This is a genomic window from Brevundimonas lutea, from assembly GCF_003704105.1.
Taxonomy (GTDB): domain Bacteria; phylum Pseudomonadota; class Alphaproteobacteria; order Caulobacterales; family Caulobacteraceae; genus Brevundimonas; species Brevundimonas lutea.
The window spans coordinates 44,375-64,223 of record NZ_QUOQ01000006.1 but is presented as its reverse complement, the minus strand read 5'-3'; the positions used below and the strand labels follow the sequence as shown (position 1 = coordinate 64,223).

Here is a 19,849-nt window from a genome sequence, read left to right as displayed (position 1 = left end):
GGTGGGGTCGGACAAGGTCATCAGGATCAACAAGCGGAATCGATGCCCACAGCGACAGGGAGGAAGGGCAAGATAAAATCGGCTGTGCGACCCTGAAGGATCGCTCGCCGGTACATCTCTGAGAAGGAGGGTCGGAGGAGAGCCGGGTCCGCGGTCGCGGGAGGCGACGCCGTGGGTGAGTTCGACGAGGACCGGGCCGAGATCAGGGTGACCCTGATGGCCAGCCGCGAGCGGGCGGCGGTGTGGCTGAAGGGTCTGACGTTCGCGGGGCGGGCGACGGCGGCCATGACGCCCCGGCAGCGGGCGCGGCACTTCTCAGGCAAGGGCGGGCCGGCGCGGTTGAGAAACGCTCCGTCGGGCGCCGTTGGCGGGCAGCGCCGGGTGATGGTCAAGGCGCGGGTGGTGCGGATGACGCCGCAGGCGGCCAGGGCGATGCGGACCCACGTCCGATACGTGGCGCGGGATGGCGCGGGCGAGGATGGGGCCGAGGGGCGGTTCTTCGACCGGGGATCCGATCAGGCTGACGCCCGGGCCTTCGTCGGGCGCTGCGAGGGCGACCGGCATCATTTCCGACTGATCGTGAACCCGGAGGATGGGGCCGAGCTTCCGGATCTGAAGTCCTACGCCCGTGAGTTCGTGGGGCGGGTGGAGCGGGACCTGGGGACCTCGGTGGATTGGGTGGCGGGGGCGCACTACGACACCGGGCGACCGCATCTGCATATCCTGATGCGAGGGAAGCGAGACGACGGCCGGGATCTCGTCATGTCGCGGGACTATGTCAGCCACGGACTGAGGAACCGCGCTCAGGAGTTGGCCACCGAGCTGCTGGGGCCGAGGCTGGAGCGGGACGTGGATCGCGGGGTGACCGCCAACCGGGTCACGGGGTTGGACCGGACGCTGGTCGAGGCCACGCGGGACGGCCAGCTGGGGCTCGCCGATCTGCCGGAAGGGTCACGCGAACAGCTGCTCCGGCGTCTGGTCCATCTGGAGACCGAGGGGCTGGTTACGCGGGAACGGGCGGGTCGCTGGTCCGTGCCGGACGACCTTCGCCGGCGGCTCCAGGTGTTGGGGGAGCGCGAAGGAAGGGAGACGGCGGCGGTCGAGGCGGTGCGGAGCTCGGGCGGTCTGTCTGATTTCGGGCGGCTGGAGGCGATGGAGCTCAAGCCGGGCCAGGGCGTGGTGGGGCTCTTTCAGGGGGCGGCGCCGATCGGGACTTATGCAGAGGGTCCGCAGGTGTTGGTGCTGCAGCTGGAGGATGGACGGCTGGGGCATCTGCGGATGCCGGGCCTGCGGTCGGTGGTGGAGCTGGACCGGACGCCGGCGCGGGCCGTGGTCGAGGTGAAGGCGAGACCGGTCGCGCCGAGGCCGTCCGATCTGACCATCGCAGAGGTGGCCGCCGAGCGCGGCGGGGTGTGGTCGCCGGAGGATCACCGGGCGGTCAGGCCCCGGGACTCTTCGGCCTTCATCGAACGGCATCAGCGACGGCTGGAGGCCATGGGACGCGAAGGGGCGTGTCGGTCTCTGAACGGCGGAAAGTTCGAGGTGCCGACGGATTACGTCGGCAAGGCAACGGCGGCGGAGCGGGATCGCCACGGCGGGGCGTCGCTGGAGATGACCGTTCTCGACGGACGATCCGTGGAGCAGCAGGTGACGGCCCGCGCCGAGACCTGGCTCGACGATCAGCTGGGCAAGGATCCGGCGACCCTGGGGTCGGGCCCGTTCGGGGAGCTCGTTCGCGACGCGCTCCCGCGTCGGGCGGCGGCGCTGCGGGCGATGGGCATTCCGGCGGAGCTCGGTCGGCCGCTGACGCGGGAGCAGGGCCACCAGCTGCTGCGAATGGAGATCGAGGATCTGTCGCGGTTCGCGGTCAATGGGCGGAGCGTGAGGCTGGCCGTCGAGGGTCAGAGGTTCACGGGGACCTATCTGCAGAAGATCCAGTTCGGCCGGGTCTCCTTCGCCGTCATCGAAAATCCGGCGGTGGTCACCCTCGCTCCCTGGCGGGCGGCGCTGGAGGCCTGCCGGGGCCAGGCGATGAACGGGGTGATGCTGGGCGGCCAGGTCGACTTCCGGTTCGGACGTCAGGCGTCCGGCCGCGACGGGCTGGAGCTCTGACGTCCGAGGCTGGAGCTCAAAGCGAGGGACGGTCCTCGCGGGCGGACCAGTTGCCGGCCCGAAGCGGCTGGCTCGAGGAGGAGCGCAGCCCCGTGAGCCGGCTGCGGGCCCAGTCGTGGAGCAGGCTTCGGGGATAGTAGGGCGTGCGTCCCAGGTGGGTCACGGGCGGACCGTCCGAACGGGTGCAGAAGATCTTGGCGAGCGTCGCCGGGGAGCGGCGGATGCCCATCTTGAGCAGCTCGCGTGAGGCTTCCTTGCGGTTCAGCAGGACGTCGTTTGAGGCGAGGATATCGAGGTCTGTCATGGCGGGTCTCCCTTTCTGTGGAGACACGCTGGGCTGTGGAGATCGGGAAGCGCAAGAGCCGGCCGAGGTTGCTCCCGGACCGTGAAACACGGTTCAGACGGCGCCGTCGGCGCCCAGGTCTTTCCATCAGAGACCGTCTGAAACGCCCCGAAACGACAGCCCCCTCTCGGGATCGTGATCGCGCGGGATCAGTCGCGAGATTGATGGTGTGTGACGGCTATTGCCCGGCCTGTTTGCGGAGCTCGTCGATCCGCTCGCGGCAGGCCTCGGCTACGAGGTCGCGGAGGCGGGTGGCGGCCTCGGTCAGGGCGGCAAGGCCCTCCGGCGTCACGTCGTACTGGTCGGAATAGCGGGCCTCGACATAGGCGCGCTTCAGCAGCTCGAAGCGGCGGCGGTCGTGACGGGTCTCGCGGGGCCAGGCGGTCGTCAGCCGGCGGTCGACGTCCTCGGCCAGGGAGCGGAGGAATTTGATGTTGTGGGAGCGCGGAAAATAGAAGGTGTGGACGAGCAGGAAGCAGGCATAGGCGGACTCGACGGCTTGGTGGAGATTGAAGGCAGCTTTCCGCCTCCAGCGGGCGACATCAGCTCCTTCACCGAGCGCCAGTTCCGACAGTCGAAGCCAGTCGTCCGCATCTGCTAGCTTTTGGTCGAGGTGCCTCTGAGCAAGGCTCAGCCCATCCGTAGGCGATAGGGTTTTGGGCGTGGCAAGCGCATGCCCCGGTACCTCGTATAGAGCGACACCGTCTTTGACGATGTCGGTCCAGAAGTACTCGCCCCGGCTTAGCGCTGCATTCACCTCGGCCAGGTCGTGGACGATGATGTTGACGGTGCGGCCGATGGAAGGGTCGCGCTGGATGCGGTCTTCTGCGGCCCACCAGTAGTCGGCGATGTCGGTCAGCTTCTCGTGGTTGACGATGACCAGGAGATCGAAGTCCGAGAGGTAGCCGTTCTCCGGCTCATCAACCCAGTCGGTTCGAGCGTAGGAGCCGAACAGGATGATCTTGAGCACCTGACCGTTACGTCGCCAGGGCTGGGTGCCGCCGCCGCCGGAGGTGCGCGCGGCCTCGAAGCCGTCGAGCAGGATTGAGCGAGCCCGATCGAGTTCGGCGCGCTGCTTCTCCGGGAGGTGATGAGGTCGGCTCTCACACCGGGAGTCTAGCCCGATCTCGGCCGTGAGGGCGAGGCCCGCTGGGATCAGTGGTTGTCGGCTACGCGCCAGCAGCGGACATCGGCTCCGACCCGAGAAGCGGACATTCGCAGAGCCGCCCGCTGATCGTCCACTTCCGACCCTTAGCGGCCAATCAGCCTGAAACGGCCAGCAGGGTCAGCACTTGCGCCAGGAGCAGTCCTCTCATGATCGCTTGAAAGCGGTCATTCCTGAGCGCACGCCCCTTTTCAGTCCACAGCTGAAGAAAATCTTCAATTGCGTTGACCTACTGTTGGAGATGGCTGATCGGCGTGAGTTCCTTTTGGGGGCCCTTGGGCATTTCGCTGCTGCGTCTGCCCATCCGGGCGAAGTGACAGCGCCCGAAACGGCAGCTGAACCGATCACTGATATCGGTTGCAAAGAGCCCCGTGATGATTTGGCGGAAGTTCTCTTGGAGGTTCCAGCCCATTCAGTCCAGATCAATCAGCTGAACTCGATCTCTGGGGCGCTCCTATCCCCCGATGGCAAAACTCTCGCGGTTCGCAACTATCGGGAGCTCGCGTTTGTCTCAGTTGCCGATGGAACCACAACGGTCTTCCCTCTAGGGGGGCCTGAGTTCGGTGTGACGCCTGGAGGTCACTCGAATGCGTGGTCGAGCGACAGCGACAGCATCTGGTTTCTAAAAGGCGATCTCACCCGCTCCGGATTTGTTACAAGCCCCCTCCGTTGCGCGCGGCGGCTTCGCGACGGGAGTGTGGTTCTTGCGCCGCCCCTGACCGAACTGCCGGGGCGACTGGATGAGGTGACGTGGGTAGATGGTGGAGGCCTCGGTGTCGCCCACTGCGACACACGCGGGGGGTATAACCGGCCGGAACTTCCGAACAGGTATCCTGCCCTCGCGATCTTTGATGCCGCCAATGGCGCTGTCCGAACCGTGCTCTCTCTACACGAGTCCATTAGGTCGACCTGGGGGGAAGGCGAAGGGTCGATCTACCTTCAGGTCTTGGCTACGGCGCGACTACAAGATGGCCGCGTCAGAGCACTGTTGCGATGCGCTCTAGTTGGTCAAGGCCGCAACAAGCGACTAGGTGGTCTGGCGCTCTGGACCGAGGGGTCGCAGATCCAAGAACTGCCATCGTCACTCAACGAGCCACATTCCACAGCTGTGTTTACTCCCGATGGCGAGGCGCTTCTGGTCAGCTTCCGCCTCTCGGCAGCGGGCGTTATCTATGAGCGCCGGCCATCGCCGCCACCGGTATCCGTTACCGGCCGCTATGTGGCTCTATTCGACCTCAGAGGCAAAGCGATCTGGTTGCGGTCCGGAACAGCCCATCACATGCGGGGCACCAGTCCCCTTGCAGTAAGCCCGGATGGACAGCTCGGGTTGGTGATCCTTCCAGAGAGATGCGGTGGCGATGTCTGGGGTCTGCTAGACCTGAGGGATGGGACGATCGTGCGGCGACTGAGACGCTTCGGACAGAACCGCGTTAACTCAGTGGGATTCGCCGGAGAGCAGACTTGGTTCACCAGCTATCAGACGCTGGAATTTTACGACTGACATGCGCCAAGACCGGACATAGGACCGGTGGCAGAGTTCGGACATTCACACCGCCAAGCGACGATGTCCCAACCACCTAAGGTGTGAATAGCCCGCCTTGGAACCCAAGGAAGGCCTCGCGCACCTTGGCCACCCCGCCAAGACTTTGCGCCCCTTCGCTGACGCTGGCGAAGCGAAGCTCCAGCAGGCGGGGCAGCTTGTCCTGATCCAGCTCCTCGACCCCCTGCTTCACATACTGGCCGAGCACGAAGTCGAGGAAGGCCGAGAGCTGGGCGTCGTAGCCGTCCAGCACCGCGGTCTTGCGGGTCTCGACCCGCTCCGCCCGGCTCAGCGGCGGCAGGGCGAAGGCGACATAGGCCAGCACATCGAAGATATCGCTGTCGGGCGCGTCGATGATCCGCGCCATTTCCTTCAGCGGCTCGACCCCGAACCCCGCCTCCGCCAGGGATGTCAGCAGCGCCTTACGCGTTTCCGGCGCACCCCACAGTCGGCGCAGCTCGTCCTCATCGCGGAACAGCTCCGGTGCCTTTCCGAAGAGGGTCTCGATGAATTCCGCCGCCGACAGCGGCCGCCCGTCCGGCCCCCAGAAGCTGGTCGCGCTGATGTGCTGAATGGTCCGCGCCTTGCCGTCGGCCAGCTTGATGACGACCCTCTCGCGCTTCTCGACCTCTTCGCCGCCACCCGGCTCGTTGGGCTCCGGCGGCTTTCCGGGTCCAGGACCGGGAGGGGCTGCGACCGGGTCCATCGGCTCGCCGTCCCACTCCGGATCGAGGAAGTGCTGATACGCCCCCTCGAAGTCGTGGATGGTGAAATACTCCTTGCCGTCGAACAGCCGCGTCCCGCGTCCCACGATCTGTTTGAACTCTATCATGTTGTTCACGGGCCGGACCAGAACGATGTGCCGGACGTTGCGCGCGTCCACCCCGGTCGACAGCTTCTGTGACGTCGTCAGGATGGTCGGGATGGTCTTCTCGTTGTCCTGGAACTGCCTCAGCCAGGCCTCGCCGATGGCCCCGTCCTCGGCCGTCACCCGGACGCAATAGTTGGGATCGGTGCTGTCTGAGGTCTGGTTGATCAGGTCGCGCACCTGGGCCGCATGGTCCTGGGTGGCGCAGAACACGATCGCCTTCTCGCGCGATCCGATCTCTCGCATGAAGACGCAGACCCGGTACCGTTCACGCGCCTCGATCTCGATGGTCCGGTTGAAATCCTTCGACTTGTACTCCCGGCCCTGCTCGGCGACGCCGCGAACGACCTCGTCGTCCGGCGTCCACACATAGTCATCCAGCGTCGTCTTGTGCTGGCGCACCTTGAACGGCGTCAGGAACCCGTCCTCAATCCCCTCGCGCAGCGAGTATGTGTAAACCGGCTTGCCGAAGTAGGCGTAGGTGTCCCGGTTCTCGTCCTTGCGCAGCGGCGTTGCCGTCAGGCCCAGCTGAACCGCCGGTTCGAAATAGTCGAGGATCGCCCGCCACTCGCCCTCTGCGTTGGCCCCGCCCCGGTGGCATTCGTCGATGACGATGAAGTCGAAGAAGTCGGGCGGATAGTCGCCGAAATAAGCCTCCTCGCGACCGTCCGCGCCGGTCTGGCCGCTGGTGAAGGTCTGGAAGATCGTGAAGAAGACGCTGCCGTTCTTGGGCACCCGCCCCTTCTTGCGGATTGCCTCCGGCTTGACCCGCACCAGCGCATCGTCGGGAAAGGCCGAAAAGGCGTTGTAGGCCTGATCCGCCAGAATGTTCCGGTCGGCCAGGAACAGGATGCGTGGCCGCCGTGTCGGCTCGCCGGTCAGGCTCCACTTCGCGTGAAACAGTTTCCACGCCAGCTGGAAGGCGATGAAGGTCTTGCCCGTCCCGGTGGCCAGCGTCAGCAGGACGCGCTTCTGGCCCTCCGCGATGGCGTCCAGCACCGCCTGCACGGCGTTGACCTGATAGTAGCGCGCGGGCTGCGTCCCGCCCCGGTCCTCGAACGGCACGGCGCCGAACCGGTCGCGCCACACATTCTCCTCGGCGAAGGTCGCGGCCCACAGGGCCCAGGGCGTGGGCCAGTCCGCGACCGGACCCTCCTTCCCCGTCTCCATGTCGACCTGATACTGGCCGGTCCCGTCGGTCGAATAGGCCCACCGGGTCTTCAGCTTGCCGGCGTAGATCTTGGCCTGACCCAGCCCGGCGGTGACGCCCTTGCCGGCGGCCTTGGCCTCCACGGCAGCCAGCTTGTGCCCGCGATAGCTCAGCACATAGTCCGCCGTCGTCGCCTCGCCCCGCTGGCCGGCGCCGAGAATGCGCCCTGGACAGATGACCTCGCGATTGACCTTGCTGCCCTTGACCACGCCCCAACCGGCCGCCTTCAGGGCGGGATCGATCAGCTCGGCGCGGGTCTCGGACTCGTTCATGCGGCGATGGGCTCGTGGGTCAGTTGGCCGGAAAAGGCGCTGGCGAGGAGGGATTGTTTGAGCTCAACGAGAGCGGCGAGCCGCCGCTGTTGAAGGGAGATCAAGGCGTCGGTTTCCTTCGCAATCGCATCGATCCGCCTAGCCACTCCCGCTTTCTCTTCACGGGTGGGAGGAATTCCGGTTTCGAATGCCTCAATCCGCCCAGGAGAAGTATGCCGCACTTTTGTGCCGGTTGCCCCGTCGTGGAGATACCGGCGCAGTGCGGTAGTATTGAACAGGTGATAGAAAAAGCGACTATCCCAACTCGATTCTTCGAGTGGAAGCACGAGACCTAACCTCTGGTTGTGAAGGTAGGTTTCGCCTTCAGGCACGATGAGAGAGCTGCCCAGCAAACCGGCCGCCTGCTCGGTCATCGCGACGAGTAATGCTCCAGACGGTAGGACAAAGTCCGGAGGTGTCGGACCAAGATATCTCTTTTGATCCATCCCCCGATGTCGAAACCCCCCGTGTTCGTAGAAATTGCCTGGGGTCAGCAGTACTTGATCGCCGCTCTGCGTGAAGTAGCGACTTTCAAAGGCAAAACCGTGCTTCACCTTGAGGACATTCCCAAGCGGCTGCTTCGGCCAAGCCGCGTCGCCCTGTAGGACGCTGTCGCGAAAAGTAGAGAATAGTTCGATTGCGCTCGCTAGAGATCGAGTGGCGTTCTCTGTGGCACCGGCAATCCCCGCGAGCATGTCATCAAGCATGACGACGATACGCCGCTGCTCAGCGAGAGGCGGAAGCGGGAGACGGAGGTTCAACACCTCTCGCATATTTGCTCGCGGCATTCTGGCACCTGTGCAGGTCGCCATGATTGCCTCGATGGTTGTCTGTTTAGTGATCCAGTGAAAAAGGTAGCGTCTGTCTAACCCTGCATGGGGACGGATGGGAAAAATCTCCGTCGAGCAATGACCTTTGAACGTCGGCAGGTGCGCCTTATTGAGATAGGGGCGCAGCCGACCGAAAAGCACGTGCCGAGGGTCAAACTCAAAGGTTCCGCTCTCGGCTTCAGATTGACCGACATCGCGCAAGAGGCGGCCGGTGCCGGGCTCAATGTGTTCCAGTCCCACGAACGGTTTGTCGCTCCCGTCATGTCTCCGGGTATCCAAGGTGGCGACATCGCCAAGTGTGACTTCATCCCAACGTGTCACAGCAGCGCTCTCACTCGCGCTAATGCCCGCGCGCTTTCAGCATCCAAGGCAGCGATCACCTCAAGGATAGCGGCCGGCGAGCGGAGCTCCGACACCTCCGGCCTATTTGGATTTTTGACCGTCAGGTCCCAAGTCTGACGATCTAATTCGGCGGCTTGGACGATCCAGCTCTTGGGTCCTTTCGCAAATTTAGTTTGCATGGCTACGAACTCCGCCATGTCGGCATCGCTAAGCGCATTCGTTTTCCCGAGATTCCGCCCGGGATCGAGCTGGTAGAACCACGTCCGCTGGGTCGGCCGGCCCTTTTCGAAGAAGAGCACCACCGTCTTCACGCCCGCGCCCTGGAAGGTCCCACCGGGCATATCAAGCACCGTATGCAGGTCGCAGGTCTCCAATAGTTCCTTGCGCAGCGCTGTCGCCGCCTGATCGATGTTCGACAGAAAGGTGTTCTTGATCACGATGGCCGCGCTCCCGCCGGCGCGCAGCGACCGCATGAAATGCTGCAGGAACAGATAGGCCGTCTCGCCCGAGCGGATCGGGAAGTTCTGCTGCACCTCCGGCCGCTCACCCCCGCCGAACGGCGGATTGGCCAGCACCACGTCGAACCGGTTCTTCTCCTGAATGTCGAGGACGTTCTCGGACAGGGTGTTGGTGTGCAGGATGTTGGGCGTGTCGATCCCGTGCAGGATCATATTCATGATGGCGATGACGTAGGCGAGGCTCTTCTTCTCCTTGCCGTAGAAGGTCCGTTTCCGGAGCGTCTCCAGGTCGGTTGTGCTGCCCTTGGCGGCGGGGAGCATGTGCTCGTAAGCCTCGCACAGGAAGCCGGCCGAGCCGCAGGCGCCGTCATAGATTCGGTCGCCGATCTGCGGCTTCACCACCTGGATCATCGCCCGGATCAGCGGTCGGGGCGTGTAGTATTCGCCGCCGTTCCGTCCGGCGTTGCCCATCCGCTTGATCTTGTCCTCGTAAAGCGACGAGAGCTCGTGCTTCTCGGCCTGCGACCCGAAGCTCAGCCCGTCAATCAGCTCCAGCGCATCGCGCAGCGAATAGCCAGACTGGAACTTCGGCTGGATCTCGGCGAACACCTCGCCGATCTTGTAGTCGATGGTGTCCGGCCCGGCGGCCCGCGTACGGAAGCCGCGCAGGTAGGGCCACAGCGCGGTGTTTACATAGGCGATCAGGTCGGGGCCGGTCAGCGCCCGGTCGTGATCGAACGCGCCGCTCGCCGTCTTCGGCGCCGCCCAGACACCCCAGCGGTGCGCATCATCGATGATCGGCGAATAGGCCTCGTCCTTCAGCTCCGCTTCGACCTGACGCTGGCGCTCCAGATCGTCGAGGTACTTCAGGAACAGCATCCACGACGTCTGCTCCGTATAGTCGAGCTCCGTCGTCTGCCCCGCTTCGTTGCGCAGCACCTTGTCGATGGCGTTGAACGTCTGGTCGAACCCGCCGCTCCGGCCGTTCGATTTCGCCTTGGCTGCACGCGCCATATGCACTCCCCCACCTCGGTCGCTGTCCTATCCGCGAGCCGAGACGAGGACAACGGATTGGCTCTATGCCACCCCTTTGGTGTGAACCGATGATGAGCCTCCTAGCTGACCCTTGTGGAGTCCGCTACGAGTCAGGAAGCGACCTAGACGGCGGCGGCGTGGCCTAGGACCGTTTCTGACTCTAAGCGGCTATTCCGAACGTCCGCTTCCAAGCGGCCCATTCGCGCTGTTAGGGTTGCCGCACCTCAACCGGCATGCGTTGGCCAGAGCGGTCATGGAGAGCCAATGAAGATTTCCGAACGGACGATCAAGCGGCTCGGAGACGTCATCACAGGCGACAAGAAGTTGTCGCCTTACCGTACTGGCCCTGAACTCGTTCGGTTCTTCAACGACTTGGGATTCAACACCCGGTACGACAAAGACTTCGGATCTCGCTGGGCGTTCGCTGAACAGCGCATTCGAGACTGGAACGACACCCCGGAGCTCAAGAAAATCATCGTCTCGGCGTTTGACTTGCGGGACTATATGGATGCGACGGTCTTCGACCCGCAGACTAGCCAACACCATCCAGTCTCGATCGAAGGGGCGGTCTCTTATTTGAACGAGTTCCTCGCCTTCGACGGGTTTGAAGTGGTCCGCAACGGCCGTGTCTATGCCGTCGCGGATCGCCAACGTGGCGAGGTTCTTCTCGATGTCCGGCTTGAGCCGGATCACCTTTCCCATCAGTTCATCGTCGAACAGGTCGAGAAATGCCGAACGAAAATCGGCGGCGGAGATTTCGACGGCGCCATTACCAATGCCCGATCACTCGTCGAGGCGGTCCTCACAGCGATGGAGACCGAGTTCGATCCCGCGCCTCCGGATTACGACGGGGATCTCCAGCGTCTCTACAAGCGCGTGGCCAAACACCTCAATCTGTCGGAGGAAGGCGGTCAGGTGGTCGATGACAACCTTAAACAGATTATGCGCGGCTTTGTGAATATCATCAGCGGTATCGCGGGAATCAGTAACAAGATGGGGGATCGACATGCGCGCCGGTACAAACCAGCGATGCATCACGCCAATCTGATCGTAAACGGTGCTCTCACTCTTTCGAGCTTCGTTTTCGACACGTTCGAATACCAAAAGTCCCGCACCAGCAACGCCTGAGGTGGACCGCGCGACGATTAGCCGAAAGGTGAGGTGGGACAGAGGGTTATGTGCAACATTTGTTTCAAGCGTCATCGGCACAAGCCGGCTACGATCCGCCAAGCGGTCTGGTTATACTTTCGCTTCTCTTTGAGTTTTCGAGACGTCGAGGAGATCCTCGCGGAGCGAGGCGTGGACGTCTCCTACGAGGCCATTCGGAGCTGGACCCGAAAGTTCGGACCTCAGATCGCGAGGAACTTGAAACGGCGGCGGCCGGTGCCTTCACCCTGATGGCATCTCGACAAGATGGTTAGTCGGATTGAGGGCAAACACATGTACCTTCGGCGCGCGGTCGATGACGAGGGCGAGGTCCTCGGCACGACCGTCCATAGGCGACGAGACGCAGCCGCCGCGACTTCATTCTTGGCAAAGCTCTTGCGTGATCAGCCAGTTAAGCCCCAGACGATAACGACCGATGGACTCCGGTCATATGTCGCGGCAGCCGAAAAGTTGGGCGTCGTATGGCTCCACCGACCCGGCCGGCTGCGGGAGAACAACCGCATCGAGAACTCGCATCTGCCGATCCGGCAGCGCGAGCGACAGATGTTGGGTTTCAAGTCGCAAGTGTCGGCGCAGCGGTTCCTGACCACTCACGCCGCCATCTACAACACCTTCTACACCCAGCGTCATCTGACTGCTCGGGCCGCGTTGCGGGAGTTCCGGGCTACCGCTCACCAAGCCTGGCAGGCAGCTGCGTCGTGAGGTCCACGCCGGCGATACTCATCGAGCTACTTGAGTTAAGTTGACAGCACTGGGGCCGCGTATGCTCCGCCTCATGGGAACGTGCCGGCCCGCTCGTCCGTTACTTTGCCGAATAATATGTGTCCGTTTCACTTGAGGAGTGATTTATGCCCAAACTTGCCCTGTATGTTCCGCTGAAGGCCAAGCCCGGAAAAGAGAGCGATGTCGCCAATTTCCTGACCTCGGCATTGCCGCTCGTTCAAGCTGAGGCGGGCACTCTGACCTGGTATGCGATCGAGGAAGGTCCCGGTGCGTACGCGATCTTCGATACGTTTGACACAGAGGAGGATCGGCAGGCCCATCTTGACGGCAAGGTTGCCGCCGCACTGATGGACAAGGCAGAAGAACTGTTTTCCGAACCGCCGCAGATTCACAAGTTCACCCTGCTGGCCGCGAAATAGCGGAGCGATCGGCACCCTAGCTCGTCGCTCTCACCGCCCGGGTTGGGGGGATCCCGGGCGCGGCGGCCTGCGTTGAGCGGTTCTCCATGAACCGGCCAAGAGACACACCATGCGCGCTACCCAAACGCTTGACCTAAACGACGCGCGAACGATCATCGATGCGGGGATCGCGGAGGCCGAGCGGATCGGCAACCCGATGAACATCGCGGTGGTGGACGCGGGCGGCTGTCTCCTAGCGTTTGCGCGGATGGACGATGCGTGGCGCGGCAGCGTTGACATCGCGATCGACAAGGCGTGGACGGCGCGCGCATTCGACGTCGAGACCAAGGCGCTGGCGAAGCTGGCCCAGCCGGGCGCCGACTTCTACGGCATCCATGCCTCCAACGACGGCAAGGTGATGATCTTTGCCGGGGGCGTGCCGATCAAGGAGGGCGAGAAGGTGATCGGCGCGGTGGGCGTGTCAGGCGGCACCGGCAAGCAGGACCAGGGCGTGGCCGAGGCGGCGGCGCAGTCGTTAGTGCGCGGCTGAGCCTTGGAGCGCGGTGCCGGGCGCGGCGGCGCCGGCTCAGTCGACGGCGGAGGGCGCGCCTCGCGCTCGTCGCGGGTCGCGTCCGTTTAGCACGTTATTCGGCCGTTCTGGCCCAGTCATTCAGAAAGACCCCGTGAATCCATTTCAGGATGGCCCTAACGCGAAGGAACCTCTCTGGTGGCGGAAGGTTGAGTAAACTGCAATCACTTGAAAGGTGCCATGTCCTCCGCCGTTGCGATGAACAGGATCATGACCACGCTCTCAATCTGATGACGCGTTGAGAAGAGCTGCGAAAGGAAAAGATCCGTGAAAGCTGTCGTGTACAACGGGCCCAAAGATGTTTCCGTCAATACCATCGACGATCCGAAGATCGAAAAGCAGACCGATGTTATCATCCGGCTGACCACGACCAATATCTGCGGGTCGGACCTTCACATGTATGAAGGCCGTACCAGCTTCGAGAAGGGCAAGGTCTTCGGACACGAAAACCTTGGCGAGGTCATCGAAGTCGGCTCTGCCGTAGATCGCATCAAGAAGGGCGATCGCGTGTGCATGCCGTTCAACGTCGGTTGCGGTTTCTGCGAAAATTGCGAACGCGGTTTGACGGGTTTTTGCCTCACGACCAACCCTGGAACCGCCGGCGCAGCGTATGGGTTTGCCGAGATGGGTCCGTGGCAAGGCGGTCAGGCCGAATTTATGCGCGTTCCTTATGCAGACTTCAATTGTCTGAAGCTGCCTGAGGACGCTGAGGAGAAGGAGGATGACTATGTCATGCTCTCCGACATCTTCCCCACCGGTTGGCATGGCGTCGAACTGTCGGGTTTCCAACCTGGCGAAAGCATCGCGATCTACGGTGCCGGTCCGGTCGGTTTGATGGCCGCGCACTCAGCCGAAATCCGCGGCGCCGCTCAGATCTTCGTGGTCGATTCTCACGATGACCGCCTGAAACTGGCCGAGGCGATGGGCGCTATTCCGATCGACATGCGCAAGGGCGATCCCGCCCAGCAGATCCTTGACGCGACCGGCGGCCTCGGGACCGACCGGGGGGTCGAGGCGGTCGGGTATCAGTGTTGCGATCGCCACGGCAAGGAGCGCAGCAATTACACGATGAACTGCCTCGTCAAAAGCACGAAGGCCACCGGCGGAATCGGCGTCGTCGGCGTGTTCATTCCGGAAGACCCGAACGCGCCCGACGATCTGCAGAAGGAAGGCAAGATGGCGTTCGACTTCGGCAACTTCTGGTTCAAGGGCCAGAAGATCGGCACCGGCCAGTGCAATGTAAAGCACTACAACCGGCGACTGATGAAGCTTATCGAGCAAGACCGGGCCAATCCCGCCCAAATCATCTCGCACCGATTGCCGCTTGATCAGGCGCCAGACGCCTACAAGCATTTCGACGAGCGCGATGCTGGTTGGACCAAGGTCGTGCTCAAGCCGGGCGCCTGACCTAAGCCTTCGACGGAACAGGAAATAGATGATGACTTTGGAAGGCAAATCAGTTGCCATTCTGATCGCACCCCGCGGGACGGAAGAACCAGAATTCTCGAAGCCCAAGCAAGCTGTCGAGGACGCGGGTGGCAAAGTGACCGTGGTCAGTTTTGAACCGGGCGTGGCTCGTACAGTCAATAGCGACCTTGACGAGGGCGGCAGCTATACGATCGACAAGACGTTTTCCGAGGTCAAAGCCGACGATTTCGACGGACTTGTTGTGCCCGGAGGGACTGTCGGTGCCGACAAGCTGCGCGGCAGCGTCGAGGCAATTGGTTTCATCCGGGCTTTCTTCGATCAGAAAAAACCTGTTGCGGCTATATGCCATGCACCCTGGACATTGATCGAGGCGGGCGTGCTTGAGGGTCGCACCTTGACGTCCTACCCGACGCTGAAGGTCGATATCGAGAACGCCGGCGGTGCATGGATCAATGGTGAAGTCGTGGTCGACACCGGCCTTGTTACCAGCCGCGATCCCAATGATTTGCCCGCCTTCTGTGCCAAACTCGTTGAGGAGATCGCAGAAGGTGTGGGCGCGGCGCTCGCAGCAGGGAATTAAGACGGGGCGTTTCGACGAACCATGTGAGGGCCCTCTCTCTGGAGAAGGTCCGCACAAAGCAAGCGTGGCGGATGGCCAGCGATGGCCGTCCGCCACGCCGCGTATCACACGAACACGGCGTACCTGACGGAGGTGCTGTCAGTCCAACGACAACTTGTCTCCAGTGATTAGCCGAAAGGTGAGGTGGGACAGAGGGTTATGGGCAACATTTGTTTCAAGCGTCATCGGCACAAGCCGGCTACGATCCGCCAAGCGGTCTGGTTATACTTTCGCTTCTCTTTGAGTTTTCGAGACGTCGAGGAGATCCTCGCGGAGCGAGGCGTGGACGTCTCCTACGAGGCCATTCGGAGCTGGACCCGAAAGTTCGGACCTCAGATCGCGAGGAACTTGAAACGGCGGCGGCCGGTGCCTTCACCCCGATGGCATCTCGACGAGATGGTTAGTCGGATTGAGGGCAAACACATGTACCTTTGGCGCGCGGTCGATGACGAGGGCGAGGTCCTCGGCACGACCGTCCATAGGCGACGAGACGCAGCCGCCGCGACTTCATTCTTGGCAAAGCTCTCGCGTGATCAGCCAGTTAAGCCCCAGACGATAACGACCGATGGACTCCGGTCATATGTCGCGGCAGCCGAAAAGTTGGGCGTCGTATGGCTCCACCGACCCGGCCGGCTGCGGGAGAACAACCGCATCGAGAACTCGCATCTGCCGATCCGGCAGCGCGAGCGACAGATGTTGGGTTTCAAGTCGCAAGTGTCGGCGCAGCGGTTCCTGACCACTCACGCCGCCATCTACAACACCTTCTACACCCAGCGTCATCTGACTGCTCGGGCCGCGTTGCGGGAGTTCCGGGCTACCGCTCACCAAGCCTGGCAGGCAGCTGCGTCGTGAGGTCCACGCCGGCGATACTCATCGAGCTACTTGAGTTAAGTTGACAGCACTATACGGCTAACTTCTTGCTGTCGCCTGTGAGGCCGCGTGATCACTCAGCGCGCGATCACACCTGGGGCGTTTGCGCTGAGGCATCAATGTCTGCTCATGGCGCAAAGCAGCTTGGACCAGTCACTGCGCCAGCCAAGCCCAGAACGACATTGACGACCAGCCCCCAGCCGGCGTCGCTGGCCGAGCCGGCCTTGCAGGCCTAGCCGGTCGAGCCGGCCTCGCAGGACGCGCCGCCCGCGTAGCTCGCGCTGGACGCGCAGGCCTGCTGGTTCCGACTACACGTTCTTTCGGATTCCACGCGACTGGGATCGACCGGAAGATCGCCGACCTCAAGGCGCTACGCCGTGAGCTCGACACCCTGATCCGCTCTTGTCCTTCCGGCGTGGTTGGCGACTGCCGCATCCTGGACGCGCTAGGGCCGGCCTAGCAGACGACTTGACCGAAACAGCTGGAAAGTCAGCTTCCGGGCGTAACGTAAATGTCCGCTGTTGGCGCAGAGGCGACGTTAGGCCGCGCGCGACAGCCTGAAACTTTTCATCGCGTTTCATGCTGCTTCATTCGGTGCCAAGGCACGCGGCGTAGCCACTGCCCCATAGCTGCCCCACAAACCCAATTCGGCGTGCCCAGCCCGGCGGCCTGACTAGATTCTATTTGAAAAATATGAAAAAAATGGCGCACCCGGCACGATTCGAACGTGCGACCTTTGCCTTCGGAGGGCAACGCTCTATCCAGCTGAGCTACGGGTGCGGACCGCTGGGCCGGCGGTGATTACAGGAAGGGCGGGGCGGGCTCAATCCCCGCGCGCCATGGGAAGCGAAGAATGCGCACAATGTTCAAGGCGCGGATCAGGACGGGCGCGGCTGCGGTCCTTTCGACGGTCCTGCTGGCGGCTTGCGCCACGGCGCCGGTCGGGACCGGTCGATCGGCGATGGTCGAGGGCGACCTGAACGCGCTGGCCGAGGACTATGTGCGGCTGATCCTGGAGATCGGCGAGCGCGAGGAGGGCTATGTCGACGCCTACTACGGCCCGCCGGAGTGGGCGGCGGCGGCGGAGGCGAACCCGCGCAGCGTCGATCAGCTGACCCAGGCGGCGGCGACCCTGACGCGCGATCTGGAGGCGGTCGATCCGGTCGGCGCCGATCCGGCGCTGATCCAACGCCGCAAATATCTGCTGGCGCACGTCTCGGCCGCCGCGCTGCGCCTGCGCATGATCGCGGGCGACAAGCCCGCCTTCGCCGACGAGGCGTTCGGGCTGTTCGGCATCCGTCCCGAAATCCGTCCGCTGGAAAGCTATCAGCCCGTGCTGGCCGAAATGGACGCCCTGCTGCTTGGCGAGGGCTCGCTAGCCGAGCGCGCCGCGACCTTTCGCGCCCGCTACGTGATCCCGCCCGAGCGCGTGGAAGCCGTGATGCAGGCGGCCATCGCCGAGTGCAAGCGCCGAACCGAGGCCCACATCGGCCTGCCGGCAGGTGAGAGCTTTGACCTGGGCTTCGTCACCGACAAGCCGTGGTCGGGGTACAACTACTATCTCGGCAATTCCAAAAGCCGGATCGAGATCAATGTCGAACTGCCGATCGGCATCGACCGGGCCGTCGATCTGGGGTGCCACGAGGGCTATCCGGGTCACCACGTCTACAACGCCCTGCTGGAGCGGACCTTCGTCACCGAGCGAGGCTGGATGGAGATGAGCGTCTATCCGCTGTTCTCGCCGATGAGCTTCGTGGCCGAGGGCAGCGCCAACTACGGCATCGACCTGGCCTTTCCGCCGGCCGAGCTGGACCGGTTCGAAACCGAGGTTCTGTATCCACTGGCGGGCCTGGACCCCGCGGGGCGCGACGACTACGCCCGTTTCATCGCCCTGAGCCGCCGGCTGGCCTCGGCGGAATACGCCGTCGCGGACGCCTATCTGGCCGGGCGGATCGACCGGGCGACGGCGGAGCGCCAGCTGCGCGAGACCATGCTGATGGCGCCGGAGCGGGCCGAGCAGCGCGTCGACTTCATCGACACCTATCGGTCCTATGTCATCAACTATGGCCTGGGGCGCGACACGGTTCAGGCGTGGGTCGAGCGTCAGGGACCGGACCACTGGGAAACGACCGAACGCCTGTTGGGGTCGCAGATCCTGCCGGTCGATCTGCTGGACTAGCCAGCCAGCAGACGCATCGTCTGCGGGATGAGGGTGGGGTCCCCCGCCGCGACGAGGCGTCCAGAAGCCAGATCGTCGCCGCCCGACCAGTCGGTGACCCGCCCGCCCGCACCCTCGACCACCGGGACCAGGGCCGACCAGTCCCAGGGCTTGAGCCCGCTTTCGATCACAAGGTCGATGCGGCCCAGGGCCAGCATGGCGTAGGCGTAGGCGTCGCAGCCGTAGCGGGCCAATCGCGTGGCGGCGCGGACCCGGCGCCACGCGTCGAGCTCCAGGCCAGGGAACTGCGCCTCGTCGGTGCAAGAGATGATCGCCTGGTCGAGACCAAGGCCGCGCCGGGTCGAAAGAGGTCTGTCCGCCGCGCCTGGCCTCACCAGTCGCGCGGCCGCGCGACTCCCGATGAAGACCTCGCCCAGATAGGGCTGGGCGATCAGCCCCAGCACGGGCCGGCCTTCGTGCCGCAGCGCGATCAGGGTGGTCCACAGCGGCAGACCGGCGATGAAGGCGCGGGTGCCGTCTATGGGGTCCAGCATCCAGGTCCACTCGGCGTCGGGCCGGTCCTCGCCGTACTCCTCGCCGATGACGCCGTGATCGGGATGGCGCGCGGCGATCAAACGGCGGATGGCCGCTTCGGCGTCTCGGTCGGCGCGGGTGACGGGATCAAAGCCGGCGGCGCCGCCCTTGTCCTGCTCGCCTAGATCATCGGTGCGGAACAGCGGCAGGGTCACGGCCGCGGCGGCGGCGGCGAGCTCAAGGGCGAAGGCGTCGAAATCTGCAATGTCGGTCATGGCGAGGGCTTAGCGCTCGCCCAGCGACCGGTCACCCTCAGTTGGGCTGTTCGCCCTCGGTGTGGAGCGACTTGGCGAGATCCAGCAGGCGGCGGCGCGGGCGCTCGCCCAGCTGATAATAGGCCTGAATCAGGTCCAGCGTCTCCTTGCGGGAGAAGGACTCGGGCTGGGCGGCCTGAGGCCGGCTGCGCTCCAGCGCCTCGGTCAAGCCGTCGTAGAAATAGTTGACCGGGGTCTCCAGGGCCTCGGCCAGCTCCCACAGACGGGCGGCGGCGATGCGGTTGGCGCCGCACTCGTACTTCTGAATCTGCTGAAAGCGGATGCCGACCTGGCTGGCGAGCTGCTGCTGGGTCAGGCCTAGGAGACGGCGGCGGCGGCGCAGACGCTTGCCCAGGTGCAGATCGATCTCGGAGGCCATGGCCGCGAATTCCTCATCAGGCGATGTGCCGCTTCGGCACGCTCGCCCGTGACGCTTCAAGCCGCGTGCCGCGCTCGCCCGCGAGGGGAGCTGTTACGGTCAAGGCAACCTGCGACGCCTCGACGCATTTAGGGGGACGAGATCAACTCGCTGGAAGGACTGTTCCCCATGGGTATTATCGCTTGGATCGTCATTGGTATCGCCGCCGGCTGGCTGGCCGAACAGGTGATGGGCCGCAACCACGGCCTGCTCACCAATCTGATCGTCGGTGTGGTCGGCGCCTTTCTGGGCGGCTTCATCGGCAGCAGCGTGTTCGGCATCGGCCTGACGGGCTTCAGCTGGCAGTCGCTGATCGTCGCCTTCCTGGGCGCGTGCCTGCTGCTGTTCATCCTGGGCCTGGTCAAGCGTCGCGCCTGATCGGTTTCCGGACCCAAAAGGAAAGGGCGGCTCGCAAGA

General features: G+C 63.7%; 18 protein-coding genes, 1 tRNA gene and 1 pseudogene. 11 read left to right on the top strand and 9 right to left on the bottom strand.

Going from position 1 to position 19,849, the window contains the following annotated elements; translation table 11 throughout:
- Positions 1-171 precede the first annotated feature (171 nt).
- The gene (locus EES48_RS11710; protein ID WP_122467085.1) at positions 172-2,112 is read left to right on the top strand and encodes a DUF3363 domain-containing protein; all 1,941 of its coding nucleotides are present in this window, start codon (positions 172-174) and stop codon (positions 2,110-2,112) included.
- 16 nt (positions 2,113-2,128) lie between these two features.
- Here the strand turns inward: EES48_RS11710 and EES48_RS11705 are convergent, their stop codons facing one another.
- Positions 2,129-2,416 carry a hypothetical protein gene (locus EES48_RS11705; RefSeq protein ID WP_122467083.1) on the bottom strand — a complete coding sequence of 96 codons (288 nt, stop codon included), beginning with the start codon at positions 2,414-2,416 and terminating at the stop codon, positions 2,129-2,131.
- 217 nt (positions 2,417-2,633) lie between these two features.
- On the bottom strand, positions 2,634-3,425 hold the full coding sequence (locus EES48_RS11700) for a HEPN domain-containing protein (RefSeq protein WP_240623336.1): 792 nt from the start codon (positions 3,423-3,425) through the stop codon (positions 2,634-2,636).
- 322 nt (positions 3,426-3,747) lie between these two features.
- On the opposite strand from EES48_RS11700, the gene EES48_RS14895 reads away from it, so the two are divergent.
- Positions 3,748-5,121, top strand: a complete 1,374-nt coding sequence (locus EES48_RS14895) for a WD40 repeat domain-containing protein (RefSeq protein WP_162998138.1) — start codon at positions 3,748-3,750, stop codon at positions 5,119-5,121.
- Between the two features lie 76 nt (positions 5,122-5,197).
- On the opposite strand, the gene hsdR is transcribed toward EES48_RS14895, so the two are convergent.
- Genes hsdR through EES48_RS11680 form a run of 3 tightly spaced genes read right to left on the bottom strand, consistent with a single transcriptional unit; the run spans position 5,198 to position 10,193 of the window.
- Complete coding sequence (gene hsdR, locus EES48_RS11690) at positions 5,198-7,510, bottom strand: EcoAI/FtnUII family type I restriction enzme subunit R (protein ID WP_122467074.1); 2,313 nt, start codon at positions 7,508-7,510, stop codon at positions 5,198-5,200.
- Entirely contained in the window at positions 7,507-8,700 is a 1,194-nt protein-coding gene (locus tag EES48_RS11685; protein ID WP_162998137.1) for a restriction endonuclease subunit S, read from the bottom strand. The genes hsdR and EES48_RS11685 overlap by 4 nt, the downstream gene beginning before the upstream one ends.
- Positions 8,697-10,193 carry a class I SAM-dependent DNA methyltransferase gene (locus EES48_RS11680; RefSeq protein WP_122467070.1) on the bottom strand — a complete coding sequence of 499 codons (1,497 nt, stop codon included), beginning with the start codon at positions 10,191-10,193 and terminating at the stop codon, positions 8,697-8,699. The genes EES48_RS11685 and EES48_RS11680 overlap by 4 nt, the downstream gene beginning before the upstream one ends.
- Before the next feature lie 285 nt (positions 10,194-10,478).
- Between EES48_RS11680 and EES48_RS11675 the strand changes: the two genes are divergently transcribed.
- From EES48_RS11675 to EES48_RS11645, 7 genes and pseudogenes are all read left to right on the top strand, one after another.
- On the top strand, positions 10,479-11,342 hold the full coding sequence (locus EES48_RS11675; protein WP_122467067.1) for an abortive infection family protein: 864 nt from the start codon (positions 10,479-10,481) through the stop codon (positions 11,340-11,342).
- A 48-nt stretch (positions 11,343-11,390) separates the two neighbouring features.
- Positions 11,391-12,083 (top strand): annotated as a pseudogene (locus tag EES48_RS11670) (IS6 family transposase).
- Between the two features lie 146 nt (positions 12,084-12,229).
- A complete protein-coding gene (locus EES48_RS11665; RefSeq protein WP_122467065.1) occupies positions 12,230-12,523 on the top strand; it encodes a putative quinol monooxygenase in 294 nt (97 codons plus the stop codon).
- A 109-nt stretch (positions 12,524-12,632) separates the two neighbouring features.
- The gene (locus EES48_RS11660) at positions 12,633-13,052 is read left to right on the top strand and encodes a GlcG/HbpS family heme-binding protein (protein WP_122467062.1); all 420 of its coding nucleotides are present in this window, start codon (positions 12,633-12,635) and stop codon (positions 13,050-13,052) included.
- Positions 13,053-13,358: 306 nt separating this feature from the next.
- On the top strand, positions 13,359-14,498 hold the full coding sequence (locus EES48_RS11655; RefSeq protein ID WP_122467059.1) for a glutathione-independent formaldehyde dehydrogenase: 1,140 nt from the start codon (positions 13,359-13,361) through the stop codon (positions 14,496-14,498).
- 28 nt (positions 14,499-14,526) lie between these two features.
- The gene (locus EES48_RS11650; protein WP_205679451.1) at positions 14,527-15,099 is read left to right on the top strand and encodes a type 1 glutamine amidotransferase domain-containing protein; all 573 of its coding nucleotides are present in this window, start codon (positions 14,527-14,529) and stop codon (positions 15,097-15,099) included.
- Positions 15,100-15,297: 198 nt separating this feature from the next.
- Positions 15,298-15,990: an IS6 family transposase gene (locus EES48_RS11645; RefSeq protein ID WP_122467057.1), complete on the top strand. Its 693-nt coding sequence runs from the start codon at positions 15,298-15,300 to the stop codon at positions 15,988-15,990.
- Positions 15,991-16,161: 171 nt separating this feature from the next.
- On the opposite strand, the gene EES48_RS15315 is transcribed toward EES48_RS11645, so the two are convergent.
- A complete protein-coding gene (locus EES48_RS15315; RefSeq protein WP_420807951.1) occupies positions 16,162-16,443 on the bottom strand; it encodes a 4-fold beta flower protein in 282 nt (93 codons plus the stop codon).
- A gap of 268 nt (positions 16,444-16,711) precedes the next feature.
- Positions 16,712-16,788 (bottom strand) — tRNA-Arg (locus EES48_RS11635).
- A gap of 73 nt (positions 16,789-16,861) precedes the next feature.
- Between EES48_RS11635 and EES48_RS11630 the strand changes: the two genes are divergently transcribed.
- Positions 16,862-18,187 (top strand): hypothetical protein, encoded by a 1,326-nt coding sequence (locus EES48_RS11630; RefSeq protein ID WP_240623335.1) that lies wholly within the window; start codon positions 16,862-16,864, stop codon positions 18,185-18,187.
- On the opposite strand, the gene hisN is transcribed toward EES48_RS11630, so the two are convergent.
- Complete coding sequence (gene hisN / locus EES48_RS11625; RefSeq protein WP_122467051.1) at positions 18,184-18,975, bottom strand: histidinol-phosphatase; 792 nt, start codon at positions 18,973-18,975, stop codon at positions 18,184-18,186. The two genes, EES48_RS11630 and hisN, sit on opposite strands and share 4 nt — an antisense overlap.
- Positions 18,976-19,012: 37 nt before the next feature.
- Positions 19,013-19,393, bottom strand: a complete 381-nt coding sequence (locus tag EES48_RS11620; protein WP_122467049.1) for a helix-turn-helix domain-containing protein — start codon at positions 19,391-19,393, stop codon at positions 19,013-19,015.
- Positions 19,394-19,561: 168 nt separating this feature from the next.
- On the opposite strand from EES48_RS11620, the gene EES48_RS11615 reads away from it, so the two are divergent.
- Positions 19,562-19,810, top strand: coding sequence for a GlsB/YeaQ/YmgE family stress response membrane protein (locus EES48_RS11615; protein WP_122467047.1), 249 nt, complete (start codon positions 19,562-19,564; stop codon positions 19,808-19,810).
- Positions 19,811-19,849: the final 39 nt, after the last annotated feature.

What these genes read in the sequence shown, in the direction of transcription:
- EES48_RS11705 (WP_122467083.1), bottom strand. Translation starts at nt 2,416, where the DNA reads ATGACAGACCTCGATATCCTCGCCTCAAACGACGTCCTGCTGAACCGC.
- hsdR (WP_122467074.1), bottom strand. Translation starts at nt 7,510, where the DNA reads ATGAACGAGTCCGAGACCCGCGCCGAGCTGATCGATCCCGCCCTGAAG.
- EES48_RS11680 (WP_122467070.1), bottom strand. Translation starts at nt 10,193, where the DNA reads ATGGCGCGTGCAGCCAAGGCGAAATCGAACGGCCGGAGCGGCGGGTTC.
- EES48_RS11675 (WP_122467067.1), top strand. Translation starts at nt 10,479, where the DNA reads ATGAAGATTTCCGAACGGACGATCAAGCGGCTCGGAGACGTCATCACA.
- EES48_RS11665 (WP_122467065.1), top strand. Translation starts at nt 12,230, where the DNA reads ATGCCCAAACTTGCCCTGTATGTTCCGCTGAAGGCCAAGCCCGGAAAA.
- EES48_RS11660 (WP_122467062.1), top strand. Translation starts at nt 12,633, where the DNA reads ATGCGCGCTACCCAAACGCTTGACCTAAACGACGCGCGAACGATCATC.
- EES48_RS11650 (WP_205679451.1), top strand. Translation starts at nt 14,527, where the DNA reads ATGATGACTTTGGAAGGCAAATCAGTTGCCATTCTGATCGCACCCCGC.
- EES48_RS11645 (WP_122467057.1), top strand. Translation starts at nt 15,298, where the DNA reads ATGGGCAACATTTGTTTCAAGCGTCATCGGCACAAGCCGGCTACGATC.
- EES48_RS15315 (WP_420807951.1), bottom strand. Translation starts at nt 16,443, where the DNA reads ATGCGGCAGTCGCCAACCACGCCGGAAGGACAAGAGCGGATCAGGGTG.
- EES48_RS11630 (WP_240623335.1), top strand. Translation starts at nt 16,862, where the DNA reads ATGCGCACAATGTTCAAGGCGCGGATCAGGACGGGCGCGGCTGCGGTC.
- hisN (WP_122467051.1), bottom strand. Translation starts at nt 18,975, where the DNA reads ATGACCGACATTGCAGATTTCGACGCCTTCGCCCTTGAGCTCGCCGCC.
- EES48_RS11620 (WP_122467049.1), bottom strand. Translation starts at nt 19,393, where the DNA reads ATGGCCTCCGAGATCGATCTGCACCTGGGCAAGCGTCTGCGCCGCCGC.
- EES48_RS11615 (WP_122467047.1), top strand. Translation starts at nt 19,562, where the DNA reads ATGGGTATTATCGCTTGGATCGTCATTGGTATCGCCGCCGGCTGGCTG.